Raw genomic sequence first — 23,818 nt, forward strand, 5'->3', positions numbered from 1 at the left:
GTTCGAAAAAATCGGTTCGGTTCGATGCGGTTCGATTCGGTTCGATACGAATCGAGGGACTCGATTACTCTTCGACTTCTTCGGCTTCGTCGTCGGCTTCGAGTTCCTCGACGAGTTCGTCCTCGTCGATGTCGGCGTCTTCGAGGGCTTCTTCGAGGTCGGCTCCGCCCATGCCACCCATTCCGCCCATGCCCATCATACCGGCACCGGCACCGTCGATGGTCTCCTGGACGATGACTCGGTCGAGGTCGAGTCGGTCGATGACGTCCTGTGCGATCTGCTGTTTCTGGAACATCCACTGCTGGTTCATCGACAACTGCGGCGTCGCCTCGATGTAGAGGGTTTCCTTCTCGACCGTCTCGGTCTCGGTTTCGCCGTCCTCGTCCTCGACTTCCTCTTCGACCTCGTCCGTCTCGATCCACATGTCGAGGTCGGCGTCGATGTACATCGAGAAGAGGCCCTTGGCTTTCTCCTCCGCGTCCTCGACTTCTTCGACGATCTCGTAGTCGTATTCGAGGTCCTCACCGGCGAGCGGGTGGTTGAAGTCCACGCGTGCGCGGCCGCCGATGATGGTCTCGACGTAGCCCTGCTGGCCGTCGACGTTGACACGAGCGCCGGGGTAGCGGTCGTCCTCGCCGATCTTGTCGGCGCTGATCGTGCGGACTTGCTCGTTGTCGTACTCGCCGAACGCTTGCTCGACGGAGACGGTTCCCTCGTCACCGGCTTCCTTCCCGTAGATGTCCTCTTCGACGTCCTCGAAGATGTGGCCAGCACCGAGAACGATGGTGCGCGGGCCGAACTCGCGGTCTTCCGCCTCGATGCCTTCCTCTTCGGCGACCTCTTCGCTGGTCGTGTCGACGAGGTCCTCGTCCTCGATAGTTCGTGCCGTGTAATCGAGACTGATGAAGTTTCCTTCCTGCAGCCCCTCCTCTGTCTGAGTTTCTTCTTCCTCGTTTACATCTGCTTCTTGTTCGTCACTCATATCCGAAACGACACCCGTTCTGCCCTTAAGAATCACGTTTCGCCTTCGAGGAGGAATTTAGCCGTGTCGGAACCTTCGTTCCTCCCATACGAGCATTTCAGTGGATGAAACACCGAAATTCAGCGAAACCGTCGCCTCGCGGTGAACCCCTCCCGAAGTTAGCCGATATGTTCTCTCGCCGACAAAGGGGTGGATACCCCGCGTCCGGTGGTGTCGCGACGTTCCGAAGGTGATAAACCACGCGGAACCATTCGCCGGGGTATGGACGTTGCGTTGGGTGGGACGTTTGACCCGGTTCACGATGGACACCGGGCGTTGTTCGAGCGAGCGTTCGAGTTGGGTGATGTCACCGTCGGGTTGACGAGCGATGATCTCGCTCCCGCGACTCGAAACGTGGACCGACATGTCCGCTCGTTCGAGGAACGAAAAGCCGACCTCGAAGCCGAACTGCGTGACTTTGCAGGGGAACACGACCGCGACTTCGAGGTTCGAAAACTCACCGAACCGACGGGGATCGCCACCGAGGAGCAGTTCGACGTGCTCATCGTCTCCCCAGAAACGAAGGACGGCGGCGAGCGAATCAACGAACTCCGGGCGGAGAAGGGACACGACCCGCTCGAAATCGTCGTCGTTCCGCACGTCGAGGCCGAGGACGGCGACATCATCTCCAGCACGCGAATCGTCGTCGGCGAGATCGACGAACACGGGAATCTGACCCCGGACAACGACGGACGCGACTGAATTTTCCGAACGCAACTACCACGACGGCGGTTGTAGTCCGGCTTCTTTCAAGATAGACTTCCAGCGCTGTTGAATGGTCAGCCGAGAGACGTCCATCGCGTCGGCCACGACCTGCTGTGAACGCTGGTCACCCTCGATGAGCGACCCGGCGTACAGGCTGGCGGCCGCGACCGCGCGTTTCGAGCGGTCCTCGGGATCATCTGCGTCGGAGACGGTCGAGAGGAAGAGGTCTGCCGCCCGCGAGCGAGCGCTGGTTTCGAGTTCGAGACGGTCCGCGGCCTGCTGGATTTCGGCGAGCCAGGCTTCGTTTTCGACTTGGTCACGTGCCCGATACACGGAGAAACGTTGCTCGCCATCCGATATAAACGCTCGTCCGACGAGAACGATAGGTACTTATCCGGCACATGAAAAAGCCATACTGCGTGCGGGTAGCCAAGCTAGGCCAACGGCGCAGCGCTTAGGACGCTGTCCCGTAGGGGTCCGCCGGTTCGAATCCGGTCCCGCACATTTTCATCACGATTACCCGGTGAGCCTTCGCAAAGCGAAGGCTCACCCCGCTTGCCGACGGTATCCGCAATCCGGTCGGGAAAATCATTCCGTTCCGAGCGAGAAAGTATTTGGACGACCAACGCGACCGTAGCATACAGTAATGGACCGAAGCATCTCGGATGGAGTTCTGTCCGTTGCCGGAGCGAAGGTGCTCACGCTCTTCATCGGACTCCTCACCACACCGATCCTGTATCGATGGCTCGGTGCCGAGAGGATCGGTATCTACTACGGTCTCCTCGCCCCGTTCTCGCTGTTCATGATCTTCGTCAGTTCCGGGGTGAGCGATGGCGTCCGGAAGTTTCTCGCGGAGAACAGGGCGTTCCCGGACTGGACGTCCCACGTCGTCGGGTTCTACTTTCGACTGGCGTCCGGGTTGGCGCTCGTCGGCGCGGGACTCGTCGCGCTCGTCACGTGGAGCGGCGTCCTCGATTCCCTCCTCCCTCCCGGATACGAGATATACGGGTACCTGCTCGCCGTCCTCGTCGTCGTGAGTCAGTTTCAGTCGTACGCCCGCCGGACGCTGATGGGATTCGGTCTCGAACGCTACTCCGAACCGCTGCAGATCGTGCAGAAGGTGACGTTCGTCGGGATCGCCCTCACGCTCATCAGTGCGGGATACGGCGTCACCGGGATGTTCGTCGGGAACATCGCGGCGAGCACAGCCGTCGCCCTCCTCGGCCTCGCGCTGGTCAACCGCAAAGTGTCGCTGAGGAGCGTTTTCAGGGTTCCGTCCTCGGAGTTTCCACGCAAGGAGTTGCTCACGTTCAACGTCCAATCGATCGTCCTCATCCTCTGTCTCACGTCGCTCTATCAGGTCGATCTCATGATGCTTACCCTGCTGACCACTTCCAAACAAGTCGGATACTACCGGGGAGCGCTCGAACTGGCGGAGTTCCTTTGGTTCGTTCCGCTGGCGCTCCAGACGGTCTTCGTCCACTCCACGTCCGAACTCTGGGCGGCGGGACGAACCGACAAGATATCGACCCTCGCCGCACGCACCACGCGATACACGTTACTCATGACCGGCGTGATGGCGGTGGGACTCGCCGCGTTAGCGCCAGACGTCGTTCCGGTATACCTCGGTTCCGACTTTCAACCGACGGTGAAACCGCTCCTCCTGTTGTTGCCGGGTGCGCTCGGGTTCGCCGTCGCGCGGCCGATTCTCGCGATAAGTCAGGGCGAGGGAACGCTCGGGTTCCCGATCCGGGCGACCGGTGCCGCCGCGGCGATAAATATCGGACTCAACGCGATACTCATTCCCCGCTACGGGATGTCCGGAGCGGCAGTTTCGACGAGCATCGGCTACGGTTCGATGTTTCTCTTCCACGTTTGGAGCGCGCGGAAGGTCGGTTTCGATCCCCTCTCGAACGCTCGTCTCGGCCGCATCGCCGCGACGATGCTTCTCGCGGCACCGCCCATATTCGCTTTGGCGCACTTCATCACGTACTCCATCACCATCTCGGGGATCGCCCTACCGCTCTCCCTTGTCATCGTTCCCCCGCTCGGACTCGTCATCTTCCTCTCCTGTGCGTTCCTGACGGGTGCGCTGGGTATCTGTGAAGTCCTTCGGTTACTCTCGGATTTCCCCGTGCCGGTCGGACCGCTCGCTCACCGACTTCGATGTCGAACGCCGTTCCTTTCCTCGCTGTGCGGGTAGACTAGGCACCGTTCGAGTCGTCCCGCGGAAATACGGTCGGCCGCAAAAAATTCGAAAGACGCGTTTGCGCGGTAGGTGTTAGTGGTCCGAGAAACCGTCTATCACGCCGCCGCAGTCCGGACACGACACGTATTCGGTACCGGTGCTTTTGTGGCCGGTCGGATTGCCGTTACGGGTCGTGCGTGAACTGCTGCCGTGACTTAGGTCAGAACTACAGTATGGACATTCTAGCATGATACTCATCCACGCGTTGCGTGGTAACGATTCACACAACACGAGGGATCATGATAAACTTTGTGTCGGCTTATCTCCGGGAGAGATGACGTAATCGTGATTACGAGAGCGCCTCCTTGGCGTTCTCGACCGCTGCTTCCTTCTTCGCGGGGTAGGCTTCGACTTTCGCGCGGAGGGTGATTCCCTGCCCGAGTCGAACCTCGTCGCGGTAGGCGGCCTGCTTGTCGAGCGAGATGAAAAACGAGCAGTTGTCGTCCACGCGCTGGTCGAGTTCCCCGCGCACTTGCTCGATGTCGTCCAGTTCGCGGAGTTTGCCGAGGATGTGACGCATTTCGTCGGCGTTCTCCACCCGCGCCGAGAGGATGAGGATGCGGTCGCCGAGATGCCCCTCGCTCTTCATGCGCTCGATTTCGGCCTCCTCGGGGAGGTATGCGTCGAGGGCGTCCTCCACGCGCTGGTCGTCTTCGGTCGCATAGCAGAATGCACGCAGGTCGATGTAATGAAACGGAACGCTGGCCATGATGGTACGTACGAGTGGGGGAAAGAAAAGTTACGCTTCGTCGTCCGCGTCTTCGTCGGCGTCACCCTCGGCCGCTTCGAGGGAGTCCTCCGGAACGCCGGTCTCCTGTCCGTCCTCGAAGCTAACGGTGTAGGTGGCGTCGCCGAACATGTTCTCGATCACTTGCGTGACCGTCCCCTCGTCGCCGTCGTATTCGCTGTGCTGGTCGTGCAGAATGACCGCGTCGTCTTCCTCAAAGCTCATACCGCCGGATAGCCCATCCGGTCGTAAAAACCGTCCGATTCCGGAGTGTCCCCGACCGAAGGCTTATCTCGCCCGCTCGAATATCGTGGCACATGATTGTACTCTCCGCGCGGTCGGATTCTCCCTCTCGTTCGCCATCCGAGTCACATCGCGGTCAGTCACACGATGACACTCGATGACCTCTGGTTTCTCGCTACCGAGGCGGACCAGCGGGCCGAGCAGGCCTATCATCGGCTGACGGAGCGACACTCGGGGTTTCTGGAGTTCACCCGAACGTACGAGGTCTCCCGGCGGCGATTTCGGACGCTCGCCCGGCGCGTCTCGGACACCGGCGCGCCGTACGGCGCACACACCATCGTCTATCGGTCGTCCGGCGAAATCCTCCTCGTCTGGCACGGAGGGCTGGACACGTGGGTGCTCCCCGGTGGCGGTATTCAGGAAGAAGAGTCCTACCGCGAGACCGCGGAGCGGGAACTCTGCGAGGAGGCGGGCGTGGAGGCGAACTACGAAGGACTCGGTATCGCAACCCGTACCGCGATTCGGTGCGGCGAGTACTCGACGTGGGGTATCCTCCCCGTCTTTCAGGCGTGTGCGAAGACGACGACGCCGACGGTCCGCGACCCGGACGGCGAGATTACGGATGCGAAGTGGTTCGGGAAGTTACCCGAAAATACCCGCGACCGCGAGCAGTTGGTCGCGTGGCAGGAGAACGAGTTCGATTAGTTGCCGTGCGTGACGCCGTCGCGTGAGTCGGCGTCCATCCGCCGAATCGCGCCGCGGGCGTTGCCCGATTCGTAGCCGAAGAACACGTCGTTCGCGTAGGCGTCGGCGACTTCGGTGGCGTGAATGAGGTCGTCGATGTCGATATCGACCGCGTACAGTTCGATGCTGAACGGGATGTCGAGGGCGTCGGCGAACCCGCTGGCGATGATTTCGAGCCAGTAGGTCGTCGAGTAGGCCATGTCGTACAGCGGGACGACGAACTCGTCCACGTGTTCCGACAGCGCGTCCAGGTCGAGTCCGGCGCGCTCGTAGAGGTGGCCCGGATACGGGTCGGGATACAGCGTCAGATAGGTTTTGCCGGGGATTCGGTCGGTCGCTTCCGCGACGAACTCCGTGATGACGTCGGCGCGCCACGCATACCAGTCGTCGTGGTCGCTCGCTTCGAACTCCGCCTCGCACTGCTCGCAGTGGCAGTACTCCGCCCGCGGAAAGCCGATGTCGTCCAGTCGCACGTCGGGGTAGGCCTCGGCGGCGTCGGACACCATTTCGAGAAGTCCCTCCCGATAGGCCTCGCGCGTCGGGCAGATGTATCCCCAGTCGAAGTACGGTTGCTCGCGGGTCGCGAGTTCGCCCTCGTCGCTCACCGGCACCAACGAGGGGTCGTTCTCGGCGGCGGTGCTGTCGCCGAAACAGGAGATCATGTTTACGCCCATCTCGACAGGCTCGGTTGCACGCCCCGTCACGTCCTTCATCTCGTAGAATCCCCGCTCGAACTCGGGCCAGTCGAGTTCTTCGGGGTTTCGCGTCACCACGCCGTACATGGTACGCCGTTCGGGTTCCGGTCGGTAATCGGTTTCGAACCCCGTGTCCCTCGCTTCCGCTCCGCCCCGACTTCCCACACCTTCCCCTTTGAACGGCTTTCAAGTTCGCCCCGCAGACCTTCCCCGCCGGGAACATACTACTCTAGTACATGATCCGAACCATACTCGGCGTCGCATGTGCCAGCGTCGGAGCGCTCACGTCCGCCGCACCCGGCGAGAACGGCCCGCTGAACGGACTGGACGGATTGCAGGGAGTGGACGACCTGCAGGAAATCTCGTTCGACAAACTCAACATCCTCTCCCTGCTCGCGCAGGCGGGGTACGCCTTCCAGAAGGGCAACGCGAAGCGCGGCGCGCTGTTGCTCGGTGCGGCCACCATCGCGCCGAAGAGCAAGGAGGCGTCGTATCTCGTGCAGGGCGTCGTCACGCTCGACTCCATCCGCAAGCGGCTATCGTAAGCCGACGAGAAACGACCTGTCGTACCGCGAGCAGATGTCGTACGCCAGCAATGGACCCGGACGGACCGCGATGGGAAAAGTAAAGGATTGACTGCACGCATTTTCCGTTATGGACTTCAGTCTCTCCGCAGAGCAGAAACAGATCCGGGACATGGTCGCGGAGTTCGTGGACGAGGAGATCAAGCCTCGCGCCGCGGAAATCGACGAAACCGACGAATTCCCCAGTGACCTCGTCTCGGAGATGGCCGACCTCGGCCTGATGGGAATGCCCTTCCCGGAGGAGTACGGCGGGGCCGGACTCGACTACCACTCCTACGCCATCGGCCTCGAAGAGATCGCACGCGGGAGCGGCGGCCTCGGAACCGTCGTCGCCGCCCACACCAGCCTCGCGGGCAACATGCTCTACGCGTTCGGGAACGAGGAGCAAAAGCAGGAGTTCCTCACCCCGGTCAACGAGGGCACCGACATCGGCGCGTTCGCGCTCTCGGAACCCGGCGCGGGCAGCGACGTTCCGGCGATGGACACCACGGCCGACAAGGACGGCGACAAGTACGTCCTCAACGGCGGCAAGCTTTGGATCTCGAACGGTTCCGTCGCCGACACCGTCACCGTCTTCGCCAAGACGGACGAGGACGCGGGGAACAAGGGCATCTCCTCGTTCGTCGTCCGTCCCGAGGAGGACGACGGCTTCCACGTCGAGGGCACGGAACACAAACTCGGCGACAAGGGCTGTCCGACCGCCGAACTCCGGTTCAGCGACCTCCGGATTCCCGAGGACCGCCTGCTCGGCGAGGAGGGCGACGGGTTCGTCCACGCGCTGAAGACGCTCAACGGCGGGCGCATCACGATTGCGGCACGCAGTATCGGTCTCGCCCGCGCGGCACGGGACGACGCGCTCGAATACGCTCAGCAGCGCGAGCAGTTCGACCAGCCCATCAGCGACTTCCAGACCATCCAGCACAAGTTGGCCGACATGGACACGAAGATTCAGGCCGCGAAGATGCTCATGCACCGCGCCGCCGACCGCAAGATGCGCGGCGAGGACTTCATCAAACACGCCGCACAGGCCAAACTGTTCGCCAGCGAAATCAGCCGTGAAGTCGCCAATGAAGGCATCCAGATTCACGGCGGCTACGGCTACACCACTGACTTCGACGCCGAGCGCTACTACCGCGACGCCAAACTGAACGAAATCTACGAGGGCACCAGCGAAGTCCTGCGGAACACGATTGCGGCGCAGATGTTGGACTGAGGTTCGAATTTTTCCCGTTTGAGTTCTCTCGGACACGTTTTCGATGAAATCCGCTTTTGACGGTACTTTGGTTTCCTACGAAACATCAAGCGCCTCCGTTCGTAGTGGACAGGAGTGTTCTCGAGACCTGAAATTCGATAATTCGATGCTCCAATACCCCAACAAATATCTCCCAATAGAATTCAATCAACCGTCATGTCTATGCGTCCAATCGCGAAGGCGGCACTGGTGGCCCTCTCAGTATTCGTTGCCTCGCTTGCGTTCGAACAAATCGGTGCGCCGTGGTTCGTGAACGCGCTGTTCGTTGGCCTTTGCCTGCTACTCGTCGCGATTACGTCGAATCGAAACGGCGTCCAAAACTAGCGAACTCGGCACACTCCTACTCGTTCACGACCACTCTCGAACTTCCTCCAAAACCGATATCGTCCCCTCCGAGTAGGACTCATCGATGACCGTTCCGGCCGCACGTTTGGCCTTCTCGTCGGCGTTCGCCACCGCATAGCTCTCGCCGACGACGCCGAAGGTGGAGACGTCGTTTTCCGAGTCGCCGATGGCAACGAACTCCTCCAAATCGCGTCCGAGCAGTTCGGCGACGGCTTTGATGCCCATACCCTTGCTCACGCCGGAGGATTTGACGTGATAGGCGAAGCCGGTGTCCACGACTTCCTGCCCGTACTCGCTGGCGAGTTCCGAGAGCGGGCCGAGCGGTTGGTCGCGCTGGACGGCGATTTCGGTCTCGCGCCAGCGGTTGGTCAGGTCCACTTCGCCCCACCCCAACTCGTGACCTGCCTCGCGGTACTCCTCGGCGACGCGCCGCGCGGCGTCGCCGTCGCCGTTGCGCGTGATCTCGTCGTTCGCGAGGACGATGCCGCCGTTCTCGGCGATGACGAGTTCCGGAATCTGGAGGAAGTGACAGAGCGAGACGGGGTAGGGAAACGCCTTTCCGGTGGCGATGACGACGGGGGCCTCCCAGTCGGGGAGCAGATCGAAGAATCGCGGGTCGATGGAGTCGTCCGGCCGGGTCATCGTACCGTCGATATCGAGAACGAGCGGTGGAACCATGCCGGGGGGTTCGTCGGTTCCGCACTTAGGTTCGGCGTTCGAGGCTGTTTACCGGCTTACTCGATTACTCGTCCGCGTCCGCGTTCGCGTTCGTAAAAAAGGACGTTCCGATGAGCAGTTCCGCGTTACATCCCGAGCGACGCGACCCACGCGCTCTGCGGGAAGACGCCGAGTGCGGCGAGAATCGCGATGACGAACGTGCCGAAGACGATGCTCGCGGCGGGCGGGTCCATGTGCGTGTCGGCGTGGGAGTAGAACACACGCTGGAACGCCTCGCCGAACAGGCCGCAGACGACGCCGAACACCGCACCCACGACGAGTGCGGTGAGGAGCGGAATCTGCGCCTGAATCGCGGCCGGGGACGCCGTCGTGATGTCCATGCTTGCCGGAGCGAGCGCCAGCGCGGCGGTGCTCGCCGGGAGAGCCATGTGGTGGGTGACGGGCATTCGCTCGACACCGCAGTTCAGGAAGACGAGGCTGGCCGCGCTGATGCCGAAGGCGAGGAACGGGCTCCCTGTCACGTAAGCCGTGTACGCGCCCAGAATCCCGACGACGAGGCCGAGCGTCGCCACGTTCGCCCACTTGTACTGGTGGGGCAACCACGGTTCGACGAGGAAGCGGTTTTCGACCGTTCCACCGTCGGTTTCGGGCGAACCGCCGGCGTCTGATTCCCCGCCGTCCACTGCCGGTTCGCCGATGATGCGACGGTCCTCCGACTCGAACGGGGACATGTTCAGGAGGCCCTTCTTGGCGTTGCCGATGATGCTGTAGCCGAACACGAGTCGGTGGGCCACGGCGGAGAGGACGACGCCCATCGCGATGGGGTCGTAGGGCATGCTGTAAATCGTCGAAAGCTGGACGAACCAGTAACCGAGGATACCGAACAGGCCGCCGACGACGAGCACGTCGGGTTTCGTCCCCTGTGCGAAGGCGATGTTCTTCGCCTCGTGGAAGTCGAAGCCGGTTTCCATGTAGCCGCGTTTCGCGGCGTAGGCGGCCGCTGCCGTCCCCGCCGCGAAACTGATTGCGGGGGAGAACACCGGACCGAACGCGATGGCTCCCGTGATTCCCAGCGCGCCGAGTTCGCCCGCCTTGCCGGGACCGGTCGCGGCGACGTAGCGTCCCACGACGTTCGCTGCCTCCCCGGCGATGACCATGAAGCCGGTGAAGATGAACGCCGGGAGCGCGCCGACGGCCGCGCCGAACGCGCCGCCCGCGAACGCGGCGATGAGCATCTCGATGGCCCAGAGCGAGGAGAGCTCAGCCATCTACGACCCTCCGTCGTTCGCCCAGTCGAGCGACCGTTCGACCGCGTCCTCCCAGCGACCGTACTTCTCGTCGGCCTCGTCGCTCGACATCGCCACCTCGAACTCGCGATCCACCTGCCAGTTGTTCCGGAGTTCGTCGGCGGTCTCCCAGTAGCCGACGGCCAGTCCGGCGGCGTAGGCCGACCCGAGCGCCGTCGTCTCGTCCACGACTGGTCGGGCGATATCCGTCCCGAGGATGTCGGCCTGTAGCTGGCAGAGGAAGTTGTTCTTCACCGCGCCGCCGTCCACGCGGAGCGTTTCGACCTCGATGCCGCTGTCGGCCTCCATCGCTTCGGCGACGTCGCGGGTCTGGTAGGCGATGGATTCGAGCGTGGCACGGACGACGTGTTCCTTCCGGGTGCCGCGCGTCATGCCGACGAGCGTCCCGCGGGCGCGCTGGTTCCAGTGCGGCGCGCCGAGTCCGGTGAACGCGGGGACCATGTAGACGCCGTCCGTCGAATCGACGCTTCGGGCGAGGTTCTCGGTCTTCCCGGCGTCCTCGATGAGGTCCATGTCGACGAGCCATTCGATGGCCGCGCCGGTGACGAAGATGGAGCCTTCGAGCGCGTACTGGACGGGTTCCCCGGAGCGCTGGAAGCCGACCGTCGTGAGCAGGCCGTGCTCGCTCTCGACGGCTTCGTTACCCGTGTTCAGCAGGAAGAAACTGCCCGTCCCGTAGGTGTTCTTCGCGTCACCAGCGTCGAAGCAGGTCTGACCGAACAGGGCGGCCTGCTGATCGCCGAGTGCACCTGCGACGGGAACCGCCGCACCCAAAAAGCCGTCGGGGTTCGTCGAACCGTAGGTCTCGTCGTCACTCGACGGACGAACCTCGGGTAGCATCGCGCGCGGCACGTCGAACTCCTCGCACAACTCGTCGTCCCAGTCCATCTCGTGGATGTCGAACAGCATCGTCCGCGACGCGTTCGTCACGTCCGTGATGTGCTCGCCCGTCAGGTTGTAGATCAACCACGAGTCGATGGTCCCGAACAGGATTTCGCCGCTTTCAGCCCGATCGCGTAGACTCGCCGGACGAGCGCGCTGGGTCTTGATCGGTTCAGAATTATCGAGCAACCACTCGGCCTTCGTCGCCGCGAAGTACGCGTCCGGTTGCAGTCCCGTCTTCGCCCGGACGTCGTCCGCCTTCCCGTCCGCCTCCAGTTCCTCGATGCGGTCGGTCGTCCGTCGGTCCTGCCAGACGATGGCGTTGTGAACGGGTTTTCCGGTGTCGGCGTCCCACAGTAGCGTCGTTTCGCGCTGGTTCGTCACGCCGATGGCCGCCAACTGCCCGGCGTCGATACCCGCTTCCGTGAGCGCCGATTCGATGACCGACTGCGTGTTCTCCCAGATTTCGAGCGGATCGTGTTCGACCCACCCCGGCTCCGGGTAGATCTGTTCGTGTTTCTCGTAGGCGTTCGCGACCACCGTTCCCGCGTGGTCGAACACCATGAACCGGGTGCCTGTCGTTCCTTGGTCTATCGAGCCGACGTAGGTATCGTTCGTTTCCATTGGATAACCTCCTGTGTCCGATGCCTGAATGACCGTATCCATCGGGTGGCCCAGCCATTTTTACTGGCAATAGGCCATTGGCTGTAAACATCAAACACTTTCATTATAAATGTTGCCCCTTCAAGGAGCGTGTGACTGGGATCAATTTTCGTTGAGCGCCTCGAACACGAGCGTCGGAAACCGCGGTTCGAGCCTGCTCGGTTGCCGTCCGCTCCGGGTCCCGTTCTCGGAGGTTACCCGTTCGAGTACCCCGGCCTCGGCGAGTTCGTAGAGATAGCGCGTGACCGTTCCGGCCGAAAGGTCCGTCTCCGCCGCGATGGTGGTCGCGCTGGTTTCGACCGACACGCGAACGCTCGCGTCGAGTTCGAGCAGTTCGGCGAGGACGTGGCGGCGGTTTTTCGGCAGCGAGAGGACGATACCGAGCGGAACGCCGTCGCGCGGTACCGCGTCCATTCCCGCCGTCAGATGCTCGTCGTGGATTCGGTCCGCGTCCGCCCCGACGGCGAGTGTTACCGCGCCGAACAACGCCGCGAGCGCGTCGTGGGCGTCCCCCTCGGCCCACTCCGCGAGCGTCTTCACCTGCGTGTGATCGAGGACGCCCTGCCGCAACCCGCGTGAGGCCCGTTCCGTGATTATATCCGTGAGTTCGTGAGTACTGTACGCAGGGATTTCGAGCGCATTCGCCGCCTCCCCGCGCGTTCTACCGACCGTCATCACGGCCAGCGAGTCGCCCGTCTCGTCGAAGAGCGACTCCGTCTCCGCGGCGGTGAGCGTTTCGTCCTCGTCGACGTGGTCCACCGCGATGACGACGCCACGGTTCGAGTCCTCCACGGCGGTCGCCAACTTTCGGCGGAGGGTTCCCGTGCCGACACCGCGTTTCGGCACGTGCTCGTCGGTCAACGAATCGAGCACCGATCGATACAGTTTGAACGCCGTGCCCGCCCGCCTGGCGTCGATGTAGACGAAATCGAACCCGCCCTCGCTCTCGGCGCGGGTCGTCGTCAGTATCTGCCCGTTGCCGGAGGACAACCGTTCCGCGAACTGGTCGAACAGTGCGGTGACGATGGCCGATTTTCCGGCACCGGGCGGGCCGTACAGATGCAGGTTCGACGGGAGTTGGCCGTCGAACAGGGGGTCGAGCGCGTCGAGCAGTCGTTCCAAAGTGGATCCTCGCCCGACGGGGTTCGAGATGTGTGTCATCGGGCTGAGGACACCACACTCGACGACGAAATTGGCGACCGGGGGTGTCGCCCGGCGACGCTCGATGCGCTCTCCGATGTCCATTACCGCCGTCTAACCGTTCGAATATAGATAATAGTTGTCTCTCGCCCGTCGCGTTCCGCCGGAATTCGAGCCGCCGGACCGTATTTTATCTATACCACCGCTACTGTCGGTAAACTAAAGTGGATTCCAACGAACCGTCATACATGGCAACTGACGCCGATGTGCTCGTGATTGGGGGTGGCTCCACGGGCACTGGAATCGCCCGAGACCTCGCCATGCGAGGCCTCGACGTGACACTGGTCGAGAAGGGCAACCTCACCCACGGGACCACGGGGCGGATGCACGGTCTGCTCCACAGCGGCGGTCGGTACGCCGTCTCCGACCAAGCCAGCGCCGAGGAGTGTATCGAGGAAAATCGCGTCCTCCGGGACATCGCCAGTCACTGCGTTGAGATGACCGGCGGCCAGTTCGTACAACTGGAGGGCGACGACGACGACTATTTCGAGGAGAAGCTACAGGGCTGTCGCGATTGTGGCATCCCTGCCGAGGAACTGACCGCCAGGGAAGCGCGCGAACAGGAACCCTACCTGACCGGGGACGTGAAACGGTCGATTTCCGTCCCCGACGGGGCCATCGACCCGTTCCGACTCTGCGTGGCCAACGCCGCCGACGCGGAGATGCACGGCGCGCGAATCGAAACGCACGCGGAAGTGACCGACGTGCTGGTCGAGGGAAGCGACGTGACGGGCGTCGAAGTCCGCCATGCGAGCGGGCCGGGCAAACGGAACCATTCCCGTCCCGGAACGACCGAGAAAATCCGCGCCGAGTACGTCGTCAACGCGACGGGCGCGTGGGCCGGACAACTCGGCGAGATGGCGGGCGTGGACGTCGAAGTCCGTCCGTCCAAGGGTGCGATGGTGGTCATGAACTGCCGACAGGTGGACACGGTCATCAACCACTGCCGACCCAAGGGCGACGCCGACATCATCGTCCCGCACGAGACGACGGCGATTCTCGGCACCACGGACGAGGAGGTCGAGGACCCGGAAAACTACCCCGAGGAAGGCTGGGAAGTGGATATGATGATCGACGAGTTATCGAAACTCGTCCCCATTCTCCGCGATTCTCGGACCATCCGGACGTTCTGGGGGGTTCGCCCACTGTACGAACCGCCGGGGACCGGAACGACCGACCCGACCGACATCACCCGCGACTTCTTCCTGTTGGACCACGAGGAGCGCGACGACCTGTCGGGGATGGCGAGCATCGTCGGCGGCAAGTTCACCACCTACCGGATGATGGCCGAGAAGATTTCCGACCACGTCTGTGACCGACTCGGCGTCAGGGCGACCTGCCACACCGCCGACGAACCGCTCCCCGGCAGTCACGATTTTACCCTGCTTCACGACTACATGGAGGAGTTCGGTCTGCGCTCGCCCATCGGCCGCAGAAGCGTCCAGCGACTCGGCAGTCGCGCCGAGGGCGTGCTCGAAAGCTGTGATCCGAACCCGACCATCTGCGAATGCGAGGCCGTCACTCGCGCGGAGATTCACGACGCCATCGAGGGGGCCGGGTCCGACCTGAACTCGGTTCGCATCCGCACCCGGTCCTCGATGGGCAACTGTCAGGGCGGGATTTGCTGTCACCGGATGGCGAACGAACTCCATCCGGAGTACGACGAACCCACATCTCGAAAAGCCCTCGACGAACTGTTTCAGGAGCGCTGGAAGGGCGAGCGCCACGGCCTGTGGGGCGAACAGCTCTCACAGGGGGCGCTGAACTACGCCCTTCACGCGACGACGATGAACCGCGACGAAACTACCGAAGACATCGACTTCGCGGCGTTCGACGGAGGCCAGCGTGGCGATTGAGGACGACGTGGTGGTCATCGGCGGCGGCATCGCCGGGATGAGCGCCGCGCTTTCGGCGGCCCGCGAAGGTGCCCAAGTCAGGCTGCTCTCGCACAAGGAGAGCACGCTCCGGCACGCGAGCGGCCTCGTGGACGTGCTGGGGTACACGGACGCCGACGGACTCGTCCCGAACCCGTTCGACGCGATTTCGGGGCTTCCGGACGAGCATCCCTACCGAATCGTCGGCGAGGACGGCGTCCGCGACGGCCTCGACCTCTTCGATTCGGTGGCCGATTACGAGGGGGCACACACCGACCGAAACGCCCTCGTTCCCACCTTCGGGGGGAAAATCAAACCGACCGCGAGATACCCGCCCGCGACCGCGGCCGGACTCGCCAGCGACGGCCGGGACACCCTGCTCGTCGGCTTCGAGACGGTGGTGGACTTCGACGCACCACTGGCCTCCGAGGCTCTCTCGGCCGACGTTCCGTTCGACGTCCACGGCGCGACGGTCGCGTTTCCGGGCGATTTCAGGACCGACGCTCGAATCACGCGGCTCGCCCACGCGCTGGACGAAAACGAGCGAATCGAGGAATCGAGAGACGGCGTGTCCGCATCCCTCCCGATCCGAACCGCGCTCGCCGATGCGGTCGAACCGCACCTCGACGGCGCGGAGCGCGTCGGCTTCCCGGCGTTGCTCGGCGAGGAGCGGACCGAAGAAGTGATCGCCAGCCTCGAATCCGAACTCGACGCGGCCGTGTTCGAGGTGCCGATGGGGCCGCCGAGCATTCCGGGTATGCGCCTGGAAACGGCGTTTCACGAGGCTCTCGTCGAGGCAGATGTTCGAACCACGTCCGGAAATCCGGTCGTGGATTTCGAGACGGACGATGACGACGACATCGAAGCCGTCGTCGTGGAGCGAAACGGCGCGGCAATCCCGTTCCACGGCGACCAGTTCGTGCTGGCGACCGGCGGCTTGGTCGGGAAGGGTATCGACTCGACGCGGGAACGCGTCTCCGAACCGATTTTCGACTGCTACATCCCCGCACCGGACGACCGCTACGACTGGTCGGACGAGGAGGCGTTCGGCGACCACGCCTTCCCGCGGTTCGGGGTGGACGTGGACGACGAACTGCGCCCACTCGATTCGGCGGGCGAACCGGAGTTCGGGAACCTCCGCGCGGCCGGCGGGGTTCTCGGCGGCTACGACTTCGCGGCGGAGAAATCGGGCAGCGGCGTCTCGCTTTCGACGGGCGTCGTTGCCGGACGACTTGCGGGCGAACAGGTGAATGTGAATCCATGAGTGAGAAGGAAACGGGCAGCCGAGAGGCGGCCGAACTACGCGACGTGTTTACAGGCGAACCGCTCGACCTCAGACCGGGGTCCGACGACTGCTACAAGTGCTCGACATGCGACACGGAGTGTCCCGTCGCGGAAGTGGACGACGACTTCCCGGGGCCGAAGTTTCAGGGGCCGGAACAGTGGCGACTCAAGCGCAAGGACGACCACGACATCGACGATTCGATCATGTCGTGTTCGAACTGCATGCGCTGTGACAGCGCCTGCCCGTCGAACGTGCCCCTCTCGGGCATGCACAATACCGCGCGCGGCGACTACGTGGACAAGCAGATGTCGAAGTTCTCGCGGGAGTACATCCGCAACCGCATCCTGGCGAACTACGGCCGACTCGCGCCGCTCGGCGCGATGTTCCCCCGCATCACCAACTTCGTGATGGGCCTCGACGTGACGAAGACCGTCTACGAGAAACTGCTCGGCATCGCGGGAGAACGCGAGTTCCCCGCCTTCGCCGAGCAGACGTTCACCAGTTGGTGGGACGAACGAGGTGGTGACGCCGCCTCGAAGCGACGAGCCGAGCGAAATCGGGACGACGGCGAGGACGCCGACAAAAAAGTCGCCTACTTCCACGGCGACTACTCGAACTTCAACACGCCCGAGGTCGCAAAATCGATGATCCGGGTGTTCGAGGAGTTCGGCTACGAGGTCGTCGTGCCCGACCAACGCTGTTCGGGCACGCCGATGTACGCGAACGGGATGCTGGACGATGCCGAGCGTGCGGCGAAGTTCAACATCGAGACGTTCGCCGCGCTGGTCGAGCAGGGGTACGACGTCATCTGTTCGTGTACGTCCTGTTCGATGTCGCTTCGGCAGGAGTATCCGGAACTCTACTCGTTCGACGGCACGGAGAAAGTCTCGTCGAACACCTACGAGGCGCTCGAATACCTCCGTGTCAACGAGGACCTGGACGGCGCGCTCGCGGAGTCGTCGGTTCCGGAGTCCGAGTTCGGAACGCTGTCCTATCACGCGCCGTGTCACGCCAGGAATCAGGGACTCGCCGGACAGGCCGTCGAACTGCTGTCGGCGCTAGACGGCACCGACCCGGTGGACGTTGGCGACTCCTGTTCCGGCATCAGCGGCACGTACGGTTGGAAGGAGGAGAAGTACGACAAGTCCATGAAAATCGGCGAGGAGATGTTCGAGCACATGGAGGACGCCGACGGCGAGACGGGAATGACCGAGTGTCCGACCTGCGCGATGCAGATGGAACACGGGACGGGCTACGATATTCGCCACCCGCTGGAAGTGCTGGACGCGGCGCTGGTCAGTTGAACTCGCGCTGAATCGTTTCTCCCTTTTCCTCGGCGGTATCCTGCGGACGGCGTTGCATGTGTGCGCGCACGTCGTCGAACAGGGCGTCGGGCGCGTCGTTCGCACGGTAGCGGATCGACTTCCCGCTCGTCAGTTCGAGTCGCACGTACGGCCGTTCGTACTGTATCGAGGAGAGCCACTCGTAACGGATTTCGGTGAAGTCGTTCCTGACGTACGGAATCCGACGTTTCATATCGACGCCGACGCCCTCGTGAAACGTGACCGACTCGTCGCCGACGAGGGCGTGGGTCGTGAAGTATCGCTCGTCCGGTTTCACCCACAGCGACGTACCTGAACTGTAGTTCAGCGTGTAGCAGGTCCCGTGGGGGCGGTCGTTCCGTAGGCCCTCGACGACCTGTTTCGTGTACTCCGCGTGGTCGTCGAGGAGGGTCCAGTACGTCCGGTCTACCTCCTTCGTCCCAGTGTACCACAGGCCGAGTCCGATCAGTGCACCGACGGCCAGACTGACGAGGGTCGGTTTCGCAACGACGAAGAGGCCCGCGAGGATGACGCCGAGCAAAACCCCGGCGAAGGGTCGCCAGCCGAGCCACCACAGGAACGTGCTCACCTCTCCCACCGTATCCTCGCTCATCGTGACGAGTACACTCCTCACCGCTGAATAGTTTTTTGTACGGACATTCGAGCCAGGATTCGGGACCCTGAACCTTCTTGCCGGTTCCCGTCGTGAACGAAGTAGGGGGTACGATGTCACGACAGCAAACGAGGACCCAGACGAGGCGAGCCTTTCTCACGACGATGGCGGCGGGGACCGTCGCCGCCGCGAGCAGCGGAACCGCCGATGCACAGGGGACGAAGACCATCAAACTCGGCGGCGAAGTCATGGGCTGGCAGGGACAGCAACCGTCCAGCATTTCCGGGAAGAAGAACCCGACGTTGAAGCTCAAGGCCGGACAGAAGTACGAGGTCATCTGGACGAACCTCGACGGCCAACCGCACAACTTCCAACTGCTGGACTCCTCGGGGAACGTCATCAAAGGGACGGATAGAATGTCGCAAAAAGGAGCGACGCAGTCGCTGACGTTCACCGCCACTCCCGAGATGGTGAAGTACCGCTGTCAAGTACATCCGACGACGATGGTCGGGAAGGTGCAGATTCCGGGTGCGAAAAAGGAAGCGACGAGTTCGAACGCGAACATCCCGGCCGACGCGTACGTCTTCGCCGCCGCGATCATCCTCGCGGTCTTCTCGCCGCTGCTCTTCGCGCTGTTGTTGATGCGGGTCGGGACCGATGATGGGATGCGACCGTCGGGGTAGCCACGCGACTACGAACGGTACTGTTTCACACAGTGTCGCTTCGGAGGAACGCTTTTGTGGAGCGACGGTAGTGTTCAGACATGTTTGACTCCCTCTACCACGAAATCGAGATAATCGAGCGGACCCATCGGGTTCTCCTTCTCGTGGGGGAACATGGTCCGATAGGGATTCGACGGCTATCGCGGACCGCCGAACGGGAACACCACGAGATTCGTGCGTCCCTTCGGCTTCTGGAGGAGGAGGGATACATCGAATCGACGCCGGACGGCGCGGTCACGACCGCCGATGCCGGGAATTATCTGATCGAGGTGGACGACGACATCGACGCCGTGACGGATAGCCTCGATTCACTACCTACCCTCTCGAAGGAAGTTACTCGCGCGGAACGCTGACGTTTCGCAACTCGGAACCGCAGTCCGGGCATTCGCCCGGGTGCCGGAGCGCGCTCACGCGGTTACCACACTGTTCACATTCGTATGTCGCGGTCATCGAGCGTCCTATGCCATGCAGTAAGTTAACGTTTGTCCCACTCAGTAGTCGAGGTCGTCGGTGGTGTAATCGAGCAGGAGGACGGCACCCCCACCCACGAGCGCGGCGACGATCGCAGCGCCGAGTACCGTCGGCGTCCACGCGAACGACGACGACGAGAACGTCTTTTCGACGGGGTAGCGAAGCGCCCCGACCATCAGGCTGACGAGGAACGTCAGCGTCGCCGCCCGGTAGTGTTCGAGCGCCCACGACACGATTCGGGAAATAGTCAACAACCCGACGAGCGCACCGACCATGAACGTCACCACGACCGCGCCGGGCGTGACGACGGACGCGATCGATCCGCCGTCGAGGAGGCCGACGAGCGCGTCCTTGAACCCGTGCAGGCTCTCGGAGAGGTAGTTGTACTGCCCGAGGAGCATGAGGATGAGCGCCCCGGAGACGCCGGGGAGGATCATCGCGCTGATGGCGACCATCCCGGTCACGAAGACGAACGGAAGCGGCGTCGCGCCGGTCGCCGATTCGGTCGCACCGGCGATGAGGAACGCGATGGCGAAGCCCGCGATTGCGGCACCGACTTGCCCCGGCGTGTTTATCGACACCTCGCTGTAGAGGACGATGGCCGACGCGGCGATGAGTCCGAAGAAGAAGCCGTAGAGGATCACGGGATGATGCTTGCTTCCCCACGTGACGGCACCCGTCACCGCCACGACCGCCGTTGCGATTCCCGCACCCAGTGCGAGGAGAAACGGGAGATCCATCTCCGAAAGCATCCCGCGGACGGCCGCGCGCTCGTCCGGGTCGTACGCTCGAAGGATGCTCGGCACGATTCGTGGATCGAAGGACGCGACGGCGGAGATGAGCCGTTCGTAGATTCCCGTGATGAGGGCGATCGTTCCGCCGGAGACGCCGGGGACCGCGTCGGCGGACCCCATGCAGACTCCTTTCAGGTAGATAGTCAGCAAGCCACGCATTGCCCCGGGGTTTCCGGTCGAATCAAAAAACGATTCCCATCCGCGCTCGACGCTACCGGACTCGCGTTCGTCTCCAGTCACGGCGGTGTCTACGGCAGGCACTGATATGAGGATGTGGGCTGGAACGTGTGAGCCGAGAGACAAGGGAAAACGACGGGAAAACGAACGGGAAACCGAACGAAAATCGAGACGAACGAAAAACGCGAAATCCGATTCAGTCCCGACGCGAGACGACCATCGCGGCCGCGAAGGTGCCGACGAGACCGGCGCGCGTCGATGGTGCCGCGGGACTCGGGAGCGAACTGCTGTTGGTCGAACTGTTAGTCGAGTTGTTCGCGCCGACCGAACCGTTTCCGGCCGAGGAGTTGCCGCCCGTCGCGTTGCTCGGTGCGGAACCGGCCGAAGAGTTGTTGCTGGACGAGTTGTTCGCGCCCTCGACCGGAACCGTCTGCTGGTTCGTGACCGACACCGTCACCGGCGAGTTATCCTCGCCGATGACCTTGCCCTCCGAGACCTGCGCGGTCGCGTTCTTGAACGTGACCCCGCCGTCACCGAGCGTTTTCGGCGTCGAGAACTCGTACGAACCGTTGGCACGAACGCTGGTGTTCGTGTACCCCTCGTCCGTTCCCCACTTGTCGTAGCCGGTCGTGGAGTACGGGAGCGTCATGGTGAACTTCCCGTTCGCGTCCGTCGTCGCCTTCTGGGTGTAGGTGAACGTGCCGCCGGTGGCGGATTTCATCTGCACCGACGCGGTGATTTCGGTGTTCGCCGGACCGGTTCCCTGCACCGTCGCGCCGGGAACGCGCTCGTACGTCTTCACCCACGAGGGTGACGTGCGGAAGTAATCCTGAACGGAGACGTTAGCCTGTTGCAGGAGTTGTGCCCGCTGTGCGAACACCTGGTAGTGCGTCGATCCGTAGCGCAGCGCGGTGGATTGGCTCTCGTGGACGACACGGTAGTGCTGAAGCGCCGGGATGTCCTCGCTCGCATATGGTCCGATACCGCCTATCTGCGAGGAGCCGTCCTGTTTGACGTACTGACGGGCTTCCTTCATCGTGTCGAACTTCTTCACCTGCGGATTGATCTTGTACGTCTGACCCTGGTACGTGGTCAGATCCCAGTCCAACACGACGGGTTGCGCATCGACGGAACTCCCGTCGTACTTGTACAGGCGAACCATCGTGCTGTTGTAGTACGCCTGCTTGTGTTGGGTGATGTAACTGCTGTTGGTGTAGATGTAGTCGACAAAGTCACTCGACGAGACGTTGTCGTCGAAGACGGTCGGCGCGAAGAACTTGACGTTCCCACTCTGTCCCTTCGTCTCGACCATCTTCCAATCGACCATCACGTAGCGGGTCTGTTCGTTCGAATCGCCCATGTTGTCGAGGATGGCGTTGGCCTGTGACTCGTTCTGGGCGAGCAGATAGTTCGCAGCGGTGGTCGCACCTTCCTGGAACGGATTGGCGTCCGGAATCCGTTCCCCGTTGGTGGTGATCCAGTGGCCGTAGTCCCACCACGACATGACGCCGTACGACCCGTTCGGATAGTCGTAGTCGCCGTCACCTTGCGTGTACGTGCCGTAATAGGCCATCGAGCTGTTGTTTCCGGCACCGTAGTTGCCTTCCTGTGGCGTGTTGCCCTGCATCCACTGCAGGCTGCCTTCCCACTGCGTGATCGCACCGGGTCCGGTGTTGTTACCGACCGTCTGTGCCGTGTAGGTCTGTGACCCCCCGACCGACATCGGCATGACGAGTCCGGGGACGACCAGCAGGAAGACGAAACAGATGGCAAGCACTTGATACAGCTCGGCGTTTCGGATCGTTTGGCCGGTCGATTTTCCGAAGCCGACGAGGCCGAGCACCCACCCGAAGAGGTAGGCGTTCAACACCGCGACCGGAACCGCGAGGTAGTAGTTGAAGCGCACCTGCGTGAACGCGGCGGCGAGGATGAAAGCCGACCACACGAGCACGAGCATCTTTTCGGCGTCGTTCTCGTTCGACGACACCGACCGCCACACCATCACCAACGCGCCGATGATGGCCGTGAAGAACATCAAACCGTACTGGGGGACGACCGCCGACGTCAGCGAGTCGCCGCTACTCAGGAACGGTTTCGCCTCACCGATGGTGCGCTGTGCCGCGCCCGCGTTGAACCCGACGAAGCGAACGAGGTTGGTCTGAATCAGGTTGAATAGGTGCGGAAGAACGACTGAGACGACGAGGGCACCGACGGCGATAATACCGAAGATCGCCAGCGGGTAGCCCGCGGTCATGAGGTTCCGGTCGTCCCATTCGCGCGCCAACCACGTCATGAATCCCGCGCCGATGGCGATAGCGAACGCCATGAACGGTTGGAGCAGGGAGAACTTCGTCGCGCTGAACGCAATCGTTCCGAGCGGGACGAGCAAGAGGAACCCGGCCACACCCATGCTGATCGAGGCGACGAATGCGAGGTGGTCGGGACTAACACCACGCACGTAGTCCGCCGTCAGTTTCAGCAGGAAGAAGACGCCGATGATACCGATGAGGAGGACGCCCGGCGGCCACACCCAGAGATACATCGCGGTTGCAATCCCCGCGAGGATGCTGTAGCCGAGCGGTCGGCGTACCGACGCGAAATCACGGTCCAAGAGGAGTTCGTAGACGGGCCGTTCCCGTTCCGCGGCCGAAATCGCGATCATCATCGCCAGCACGGCGAACGTCTGGAAGAACGGTTCGACGATGTTGTGGTCCGAGAATCCGACCAAACCACGGTTCAAGAAGACTCCCGGAATGAGCGCCAACACGAGAACGCCGAAGAGGCCGCCCAGTCGGCCGCCCAGTCGCTTCCCAATGAGATACGTCGGGACGGCGACGAGCGTGCCGAAGACCGCTGGCGCGACGAGGAGCGTCAGTGCAACCGTGTGGTGGGACGGGTCCCCCAGCCCAATGATCAGCGCCGCCGTGGCGACGAGTTGGTCGTAAAACGTTCCGAACTGACCGACGCTCGTCCCGAACGGATAGTACGTCCAGGGATCGAACGGCATCGTCGCGGGCCAATGATTGACTGTATACTGTACTTGTCTGAGATGATACCACGCGTCGTTACCGGAGAGGTACACCTTCCCATTGATAAGGAAGTTGTCGTACGATTGGAGGCGTACCCACAACATGAATCCCAGTAACAGTACGAGTACAGGGATGTGGTACCAGTGTTCGATATAGTCGAGGACTGAAGTAGCCGACGTGGAGGTGTCCTCGACCTGTTCGGTGCCTTGGCTCATCTGGTGGAGAATTTGGCAAAAC

General features: G+C 62.6%; 24 protein-coding genes and 1 tRNA gene. 12 read left to right on the top strand and 13 right to left on the bottom strand.

Going from position 1 to position 23,818, the window contains the following annotated elements; translation table 11 throughout:
• Positions 1-64: 64 nt before the first annotated feature.
• Positions 65-982, bottom strand: a complete 918-nt coding sequence (locus tag NKF26_RS10930; RefSeq protein WP_253234303.1) for a peptidylprolyl isomerase — start codon at positions 980-982, stop codon at positions 65-67.
• 261 nt (positions 983-1,243) lie between these two features.
• Here NKF26_RS10930 and NKF26_RS10935 point away from each other — a divergent pair, with 261 nt between their 5' ends.
• Positions 1,244-1,723: a phosphopantetheine adenylyltransferase gene (locus tag NKF26_RS10935; RefSeq protein WP_253228133.1), complete on the top strand. Its 480-nt coding sequence runs from the start codon at positions 1,244-1,246 to the stop codon at positions 1,721-1,723.
• Positions 1,724-1,738: 15 nt separating this feature from the next.
• Here the strand turns inward: NKF26_RS10935 and NKF26_RS10940 are convergent, their stop codons facing one another.
• On the bottom strand, positions 1,739-2,059 hold the full coding sequence (locus NKF26_RS10940) for a transcription initiation factor IIB family protein (protein WP_253228132.1): 321 nt from the start codon (positions 2,057-2,059) through the stop codon (positions 1,739-1,741).
• A gap of 86 nt (positions 2,060-2,145) precedes the next feature.
• Here NKF26_RS10940 and NKF26_RS10945 point away from each other — a divergent pair.
• Positions 2,146-2,230, top strand: a tRNA-Leu gene (locus NKF26_RS10945).
• Between the two features lie 142 nt (positions 2,231-2,372).
• Positions 2,373-3,929 carry a polysaccharide biosynthesis C-terminal domain-containing protein gene (locus tag NKF26_RS10950; protein ID WP_253228131.1) on the top strand — a complete coding sequence of 519 codons (1,557 nt, stop codon included), beginning with the start codon at positions 2,373-2,375 and terminating at the stop codon, positions 3,927-3,929.
• A gap of 334 nt (positions 3,930-4,263) precedes the next feature.
• Here NKF26_RS10950 and NKF26_RS10955 read toward each other — a convergent pair whose 3' ends face one another.
• On the bottom strand, positions 4,264-4,683 hold the full coding sequence (locus NKF26_RS10955; RefSeq protein ID WP_066143098.1) for an RNA-binding protein: 420 nt from the start codon (positions 4,681-4,683) through the stop codon (positions 4,264-4,266).
• 30 nt (positions 4,684-4,713) lie between these two features.
• Positions 4,714-4,926 (bottom strand): hypothetical protein, encoded by a 213-nt coding sequence (locus NKF26_RS10960; RefSeq protein WP_066143095.1) that lies wholly within the window; start codon positions 4,924-4,926, stop codon positions 4,714-4,716.
• A 165-nt stretch (positions 4,927-5,091) separates the two neighbouring features.
• Between NKF26_RS10960 and NKF26_RS10965 the strand changes: the two genes are divergently transcribed.
• Entirely contained in the window at positions 5,092-5,649 is a 558-nt protein-coding gene (locus NKF26_RS10965) for an NUDIX hydrolase (protein WP_253228121.1), read from the top strand.
• Here NKF26_RS10965 and NKF26_RS10970 read toward each other — a convergent pair.
• A complete protein-coding gene (locus NKF26_RS10970; RefSeq protein ID WP_253228130.1) occupies positions 5,646-6,470 on the bottom strand; it encodes a hypothetical protein in 825 nt (274 codons plus the stop codon). The genes NKF26_RS10965 and NKF26_RS10970 overlap by 4 nt on opposite strands.
• A gap of 149 nt (positions 6,471-6,619) precedes the next feature.
• Between NKF26_RS10970 and NKF26_RS10975 the strand changes: the two genes are divergently transcribed.
• From NKF26_RS10975 to NKF26_RS10985, 3 genes are all read left to right on the top strand, one after another.
• Positions 6,620-6,928, top strand: coding sequence for a hypothetical protein (locus NKF26_RS10975; protein ID WP_253234304.1), 309 nt, complete (start codon positions 6,620-6,622; stop codon positions 6,926-6,928).
• 109 nt (positions 6,929-7,037) lie between these two features.
• Positions 7,038-8,180 (top strand): acyl-CoA dehydrogenase, encoded by a 1,143-nt coding sequence (locus tag NKF26_RS10980; protein ID WP_253234305.1) that lies wholly within the window; start codon positions 7,038-7,040, stop codon positions 8,178-8,180.
• Between the two features lie 195 nt (positions 8,181-8,375).
• Positions 8,376-8,543 (top strand): hypothetical protein, encoded by a 168-nt coding sequence (locus NKF26_RS10985; protein WP_253234306.1) that lies wholly within the window; start codon positions 8,376-8,378, stop codon positions 8,541-8,543.
• A 24-nt stretch (positions 8,544-8,567) separates the two neighbouring features.
• On the opposite strand, the gene NKF26_RS10990 is transcribed toward NKF26_RS10985, so the two are convergent.
• From NKF26_RS10990 to NKF26_RS11005, 4 genes are all read right to left on the bottom strand, one after another.
• Positions 8,568-9,242: a phosphoglycolate phosphatase gene (locus NKF26_RS10990; protein WP_253234307.1), complete on the bottom strand. Its 675-nt coding sequence runs from the start codon at positions 9,240-9,242 to the stop codon at positions 8,568-8,570.
• A gap of 125 nt (positions 9,243-9,367) precedes the next feature.
• Positions 9,368-10,510 (bottom strand): hypothetical protein, encoded by a 1,143-nt coding sequence (locus NKF26_RS10995; RefSeq protein WP_253234308.1) that lies wholly within the window; start codon positions 10,508-10,510, stop codon positions 9,368-9,370.
• On the bottom strand, positions 10,511-12,055 hold the full coding sequence (gene glpK, locus NKF26_RS11000; protein WP_253228115.1) for a glycerol kinase GlpK: 1,545 nt from the start codon (positions 12,053-12,055) through the stop codon (positions 10,511-10,513).
• Between the two features lie 141 nt (positions 12,056-12,196).
• Entirely contained in the window at positions 12,197-13,339 is a 1,143-nt protein-coding gene (locus NKF26_RS11005; protein WP_253228114.1) for a Cdc6/Cdc18 family protein, read from the bottom strand.
• Between the two features lie 143 nt (positions 13,340-13,482).
• Here NKF26_RS11005 and glpA point away from each other — a divergent pair, with 143 nt between their 5' ends.
• Genes glpA through NKF26_RS11020 form a run of 3 tightly spaced genes read left to right on the top strand, consistent with a single transcriptional unit; the run spans position 13,483 to position 17,757 of the window.
• Positions 13,483-15,150, top strand: a complete 1,668-nt coding sequence (gene glpA / locus NKF26_RS11010; protein WP_253228113.1) for an anaerobic glycerol-3-phosphate dehydrogenase subunit GlpA — start codon at positions 13,483-13,485, stop codon at positions 15,148-15,150.
• Positions 15,140-16,432, top strand: a complete 1,293-nt coding sequence (gene glpB / locus NKF26_RS11015; protein ID WP_253234309.1) for a glycerol-3-phosphate dehydrogenase subunit GlpB — start codon at positions 15,140-15,142, stop codon at positions 16,430-16,432. Before glpA ends, glpB begins: the two co-directional genes overlap by 11 nt.
• Entirely contained in the window at positions 16,429-17,757 is a 1,329-nt protein-coding gene (locus NKF26_RS11020) for an anaerobic glycerol-3-phosphate dehydrogenase subunit C (RefSeq protein ID WP_066143069.1), read from the top strand. Before glpB ends, NKF26_RS11020 begins: the two co-directional genes overlap by 4 nt.
• Here the strand turns inward: NKF26_RS11020 and NKF26_RS11025 are convergent.
• Complete coding sequence (locus NKF26_RS11025; RefSeq protein ID WP_253234310.1) at positions 17,750-18,388, bottom strand: hypothetical protein; 639 nt, start codon at positions 18,386-18,388, stop codon at positions 17,750-17,752. The genes NKF26_RS11020 and NKF26_RS11025 overlap by 8 nt on opposite strands.
• 113 nt (positions 18,389-18,501) lie before the next feature.
• On the opposite strand from NKF26_RS11025, the gene NKF26_RS11030 reads away from it, so the two are divergent.
• The gene (locus NKF26_RS11030) at positions 18,502-19,071 is read left to right on the top strand and encodes a plastocyanin/azurin family copper-binding protein (protein WP_253234311.1); all 570 of its coding nucleotides are present in this window, start codon (positions 18,502-18,504) and stop codon (positions 19,069-19,071) included.
• 80 nt (positions 19,072-19,151) lie between these two features.
• Entirely contained in the window at positions 19,152-19,463 is a 312-nt protein-coding gene (locus NKF26_RS11035; RefSeq protein WP_253234312.1) for a hypothetical protein, read from the top strand.
• Here NKF26_RS11035 and NKF26_RS11040 read toward each other — a convergent pair.
• The 3 genes from NKF26_RS11040 to NKF26_RS11050 all read right to left on the bottom strand — a co-directional run bounded on the left by NKF26_RS11040 (position 19,444) and on the right by NKF26_RS11050 (position 23,796).
• Positions 19,444-19,560 carry a rubrerythrin-like domain-containing protein gene (locus NKF26_RS11040; RefSeq protein WP_253228107.1) on the bottom strand — a complete coding sequence of 39 codons (117 nt, stop codon included), beginning with the start codon at positions 19,558-19,560 and terminating at the stop codon, positions 19,444-19,446. The two genes, NKF26_RS11035 and NKF26_RS11040, sit on opposite strands and share 20 nt — an antisense overlap.
• A 41-nt stretch (positions 19,561-19,601) precedes the next feature.
• Positions 19,602-20,534, bottom strand: coding sequence for a DUF368 domain-containing protein (locus NKF26_RS11045; RefSeq protein ID WP_253228129.1), 933 nt, complete (start codon positions 20,532-20,534; stop codon positions 19,602-19,604).
• Between the two features lie 214 nt (positions 20,535-20,748).
• Positions 20,749-23,796 (bottom strand): oligosaccharyl transferase, archaeosortase A system-associated, encoded by a 3,048-nt coding sequence (locus NKF26_RS11050; protein ID WP_253234313.1) that lies wholly within the window; start codon positions 23,794-23,796, stop codon positions 20,749-20,751.
• Positions 23,797-23,818: the final 22 nt, after the last annotated feature.

The organism is Haladaptatus sp. AB618, from assembly GCF_024136965.1.
GTDB lineage: Archaea > Halobacteriota > Halobacteria > Halobacteriales > Haladaptataceae > Haladaptatus.

Bases quoted from the DNA above. Each gene is read 5' to 3' on its own strand.
- NKF26_RS10965 (WP_253228121.1), top strand. From the start codon at position 5,092: ATGACACTCGATGACCTCTGGTTTCTCGCTACCGAGGCGGACCAGCGG.
- NKF26_RS10970 (WP_253228130.1), bottom strand. From the start codon at position 6,470: ATGTACGGCGTGGTGACGCGAAACCCCGAAGAACTCGACTGGCCCGAG.
- NKF26_RS10975 (WP_253234304.1), top strand. From the start codon at position 6,620: ATGATCCGAACCATACTCGGCGTCGCATGTGCCAGCGTCGGAGCGCTC.
- glpA (WP_253228113.1), top strand. From the start codon at position 13,483: ATGGCAACTGACGCCGATGTGCTCGTGATTGGGGGTGGCTCCACGGGC.
- NKF26_RS10960 (WP_066143095.1), bottom strand. From the start codon at position 4,926: ATGAGCTTTGAGGAAGACGACGCGGTCATTCTGCACGACCAGCACAGC.
- NKF26_RS11050 (WP_253234313.1), bottom strand. From the start codon at position 23,796: ATGAGCCAAGGCACCGAACAGGTCGAGGACACCTCCACGTCGGCTACT.
- NKF26_RS10955 (WP_066143098.1), bottom strand. From the start codon at position 4,683: ATGGCCAGCGTTCCGTTTCATTACATCGACCTGCGTGCATTCTGCTAT.
- NKF26_RS10995 (WP_253234308.1), bottom strand. From the start codon at position 10,510: ATGGCTGAGCTCTCCTCGCTCTGGGCCATCGAGATGCTCATCGCCGCG.
- NKF26_RS11035 (WP_253234312.1), top strand. From the start codon at position 19,152: ATGTTTGACTCCCTCTACCACGAAATCGAGATAATCGAGCGGACCCAT.
- NKF26_RS10980 (WP_253234305.1), top strand. From the start codon at position 7,038: ATGGACTTCAGTCTCTCCGCAGAGCAGAAACAGATCCGGGACATGGTC.
- NKF26_RS10985 (WP_253234306.1), top strand. From the start codon at position 8,376: ATGTCTATGCGTCCAATCGCGAAGGCGGCACTGGTGGCCCTCTCAGTA.
- NKF26_RS10935 (WP_253228133.1), top strand. From the start codon at position 1,244: ATGGACGTTGCGTTGGGTGGGACGTTTGACCCGGTTCACGATGGACAC.
- NKF26_RS11005 (WP_253228114.1), bottom strand. From the start codon at position 13,339: ATGGACATCGGAGAGCGCATCGAGCGTCGCCGGGCGACACCCCCGGTC.
- NKF26_RS11045 (WP_253228129.1), bottom strand. From the start codon at position 20,534: ATGCGTGGCTTGCTGACTATCTACCTGAAAGGAGTCTGCATGGGGTCC.
- NKF26_RS11025 (WP_253234310.1), bottom strand. From the start codon at position 18,388: ATGAGCGAGGATACGGTGGGAGAGGTGAGCACGTTCCTGTGGTGGCTC.
- NKF26_RS10950 (WP_253228131.1), top strand. From the start codon at position 2,373: ATGGACCGAAGCATCTCGGATGGAGTTCTGTCCGTTGCCGGAGCGAAG.
- glpK (WP_253228115.1), bottom strand. From the start codon at position 12,055: ATGGAAACGAACGATACCTACGTCGGCTCGATAGACCAAGGAACGACA.
- NKF26_RS10930 (WP_253234303.1), bottom strand. From the start codon at position 982: ATGAGTGACGAACAAGAAGCAGATGTAAACGAGGAAGAAGAAACTCAG.
- NKF26_RS10990 (WP_253234307.1), bottom strand. From the start codon at position 9,242: ATGGTTCCACCGCTCGTTCTCGATATCGACGGTACGATGACCCGGCCG.
- NKF26_RS11030 (WP_253234311.1), top strand. From the start codon at position 18,502: ATGTCACGACAGCAAACGAGGACCCAGACGAGGCGAGCCTTTCTCACG.
- NKF26_RS11020 (WP_066143069.1), top strand. From the start codon at position 16,429: ATGAGTGAGAAGGAAACGGGCAGCCGAGAGGCGGCCGAACTACGCGAC.
- NKF26_RS11040 (WP_253228107.1), bottom strand. From the start codon at position 19,560: ATGACCGCGACATACGAATGTGAACAGTGTGGTAACCGCGTGAGCGCG.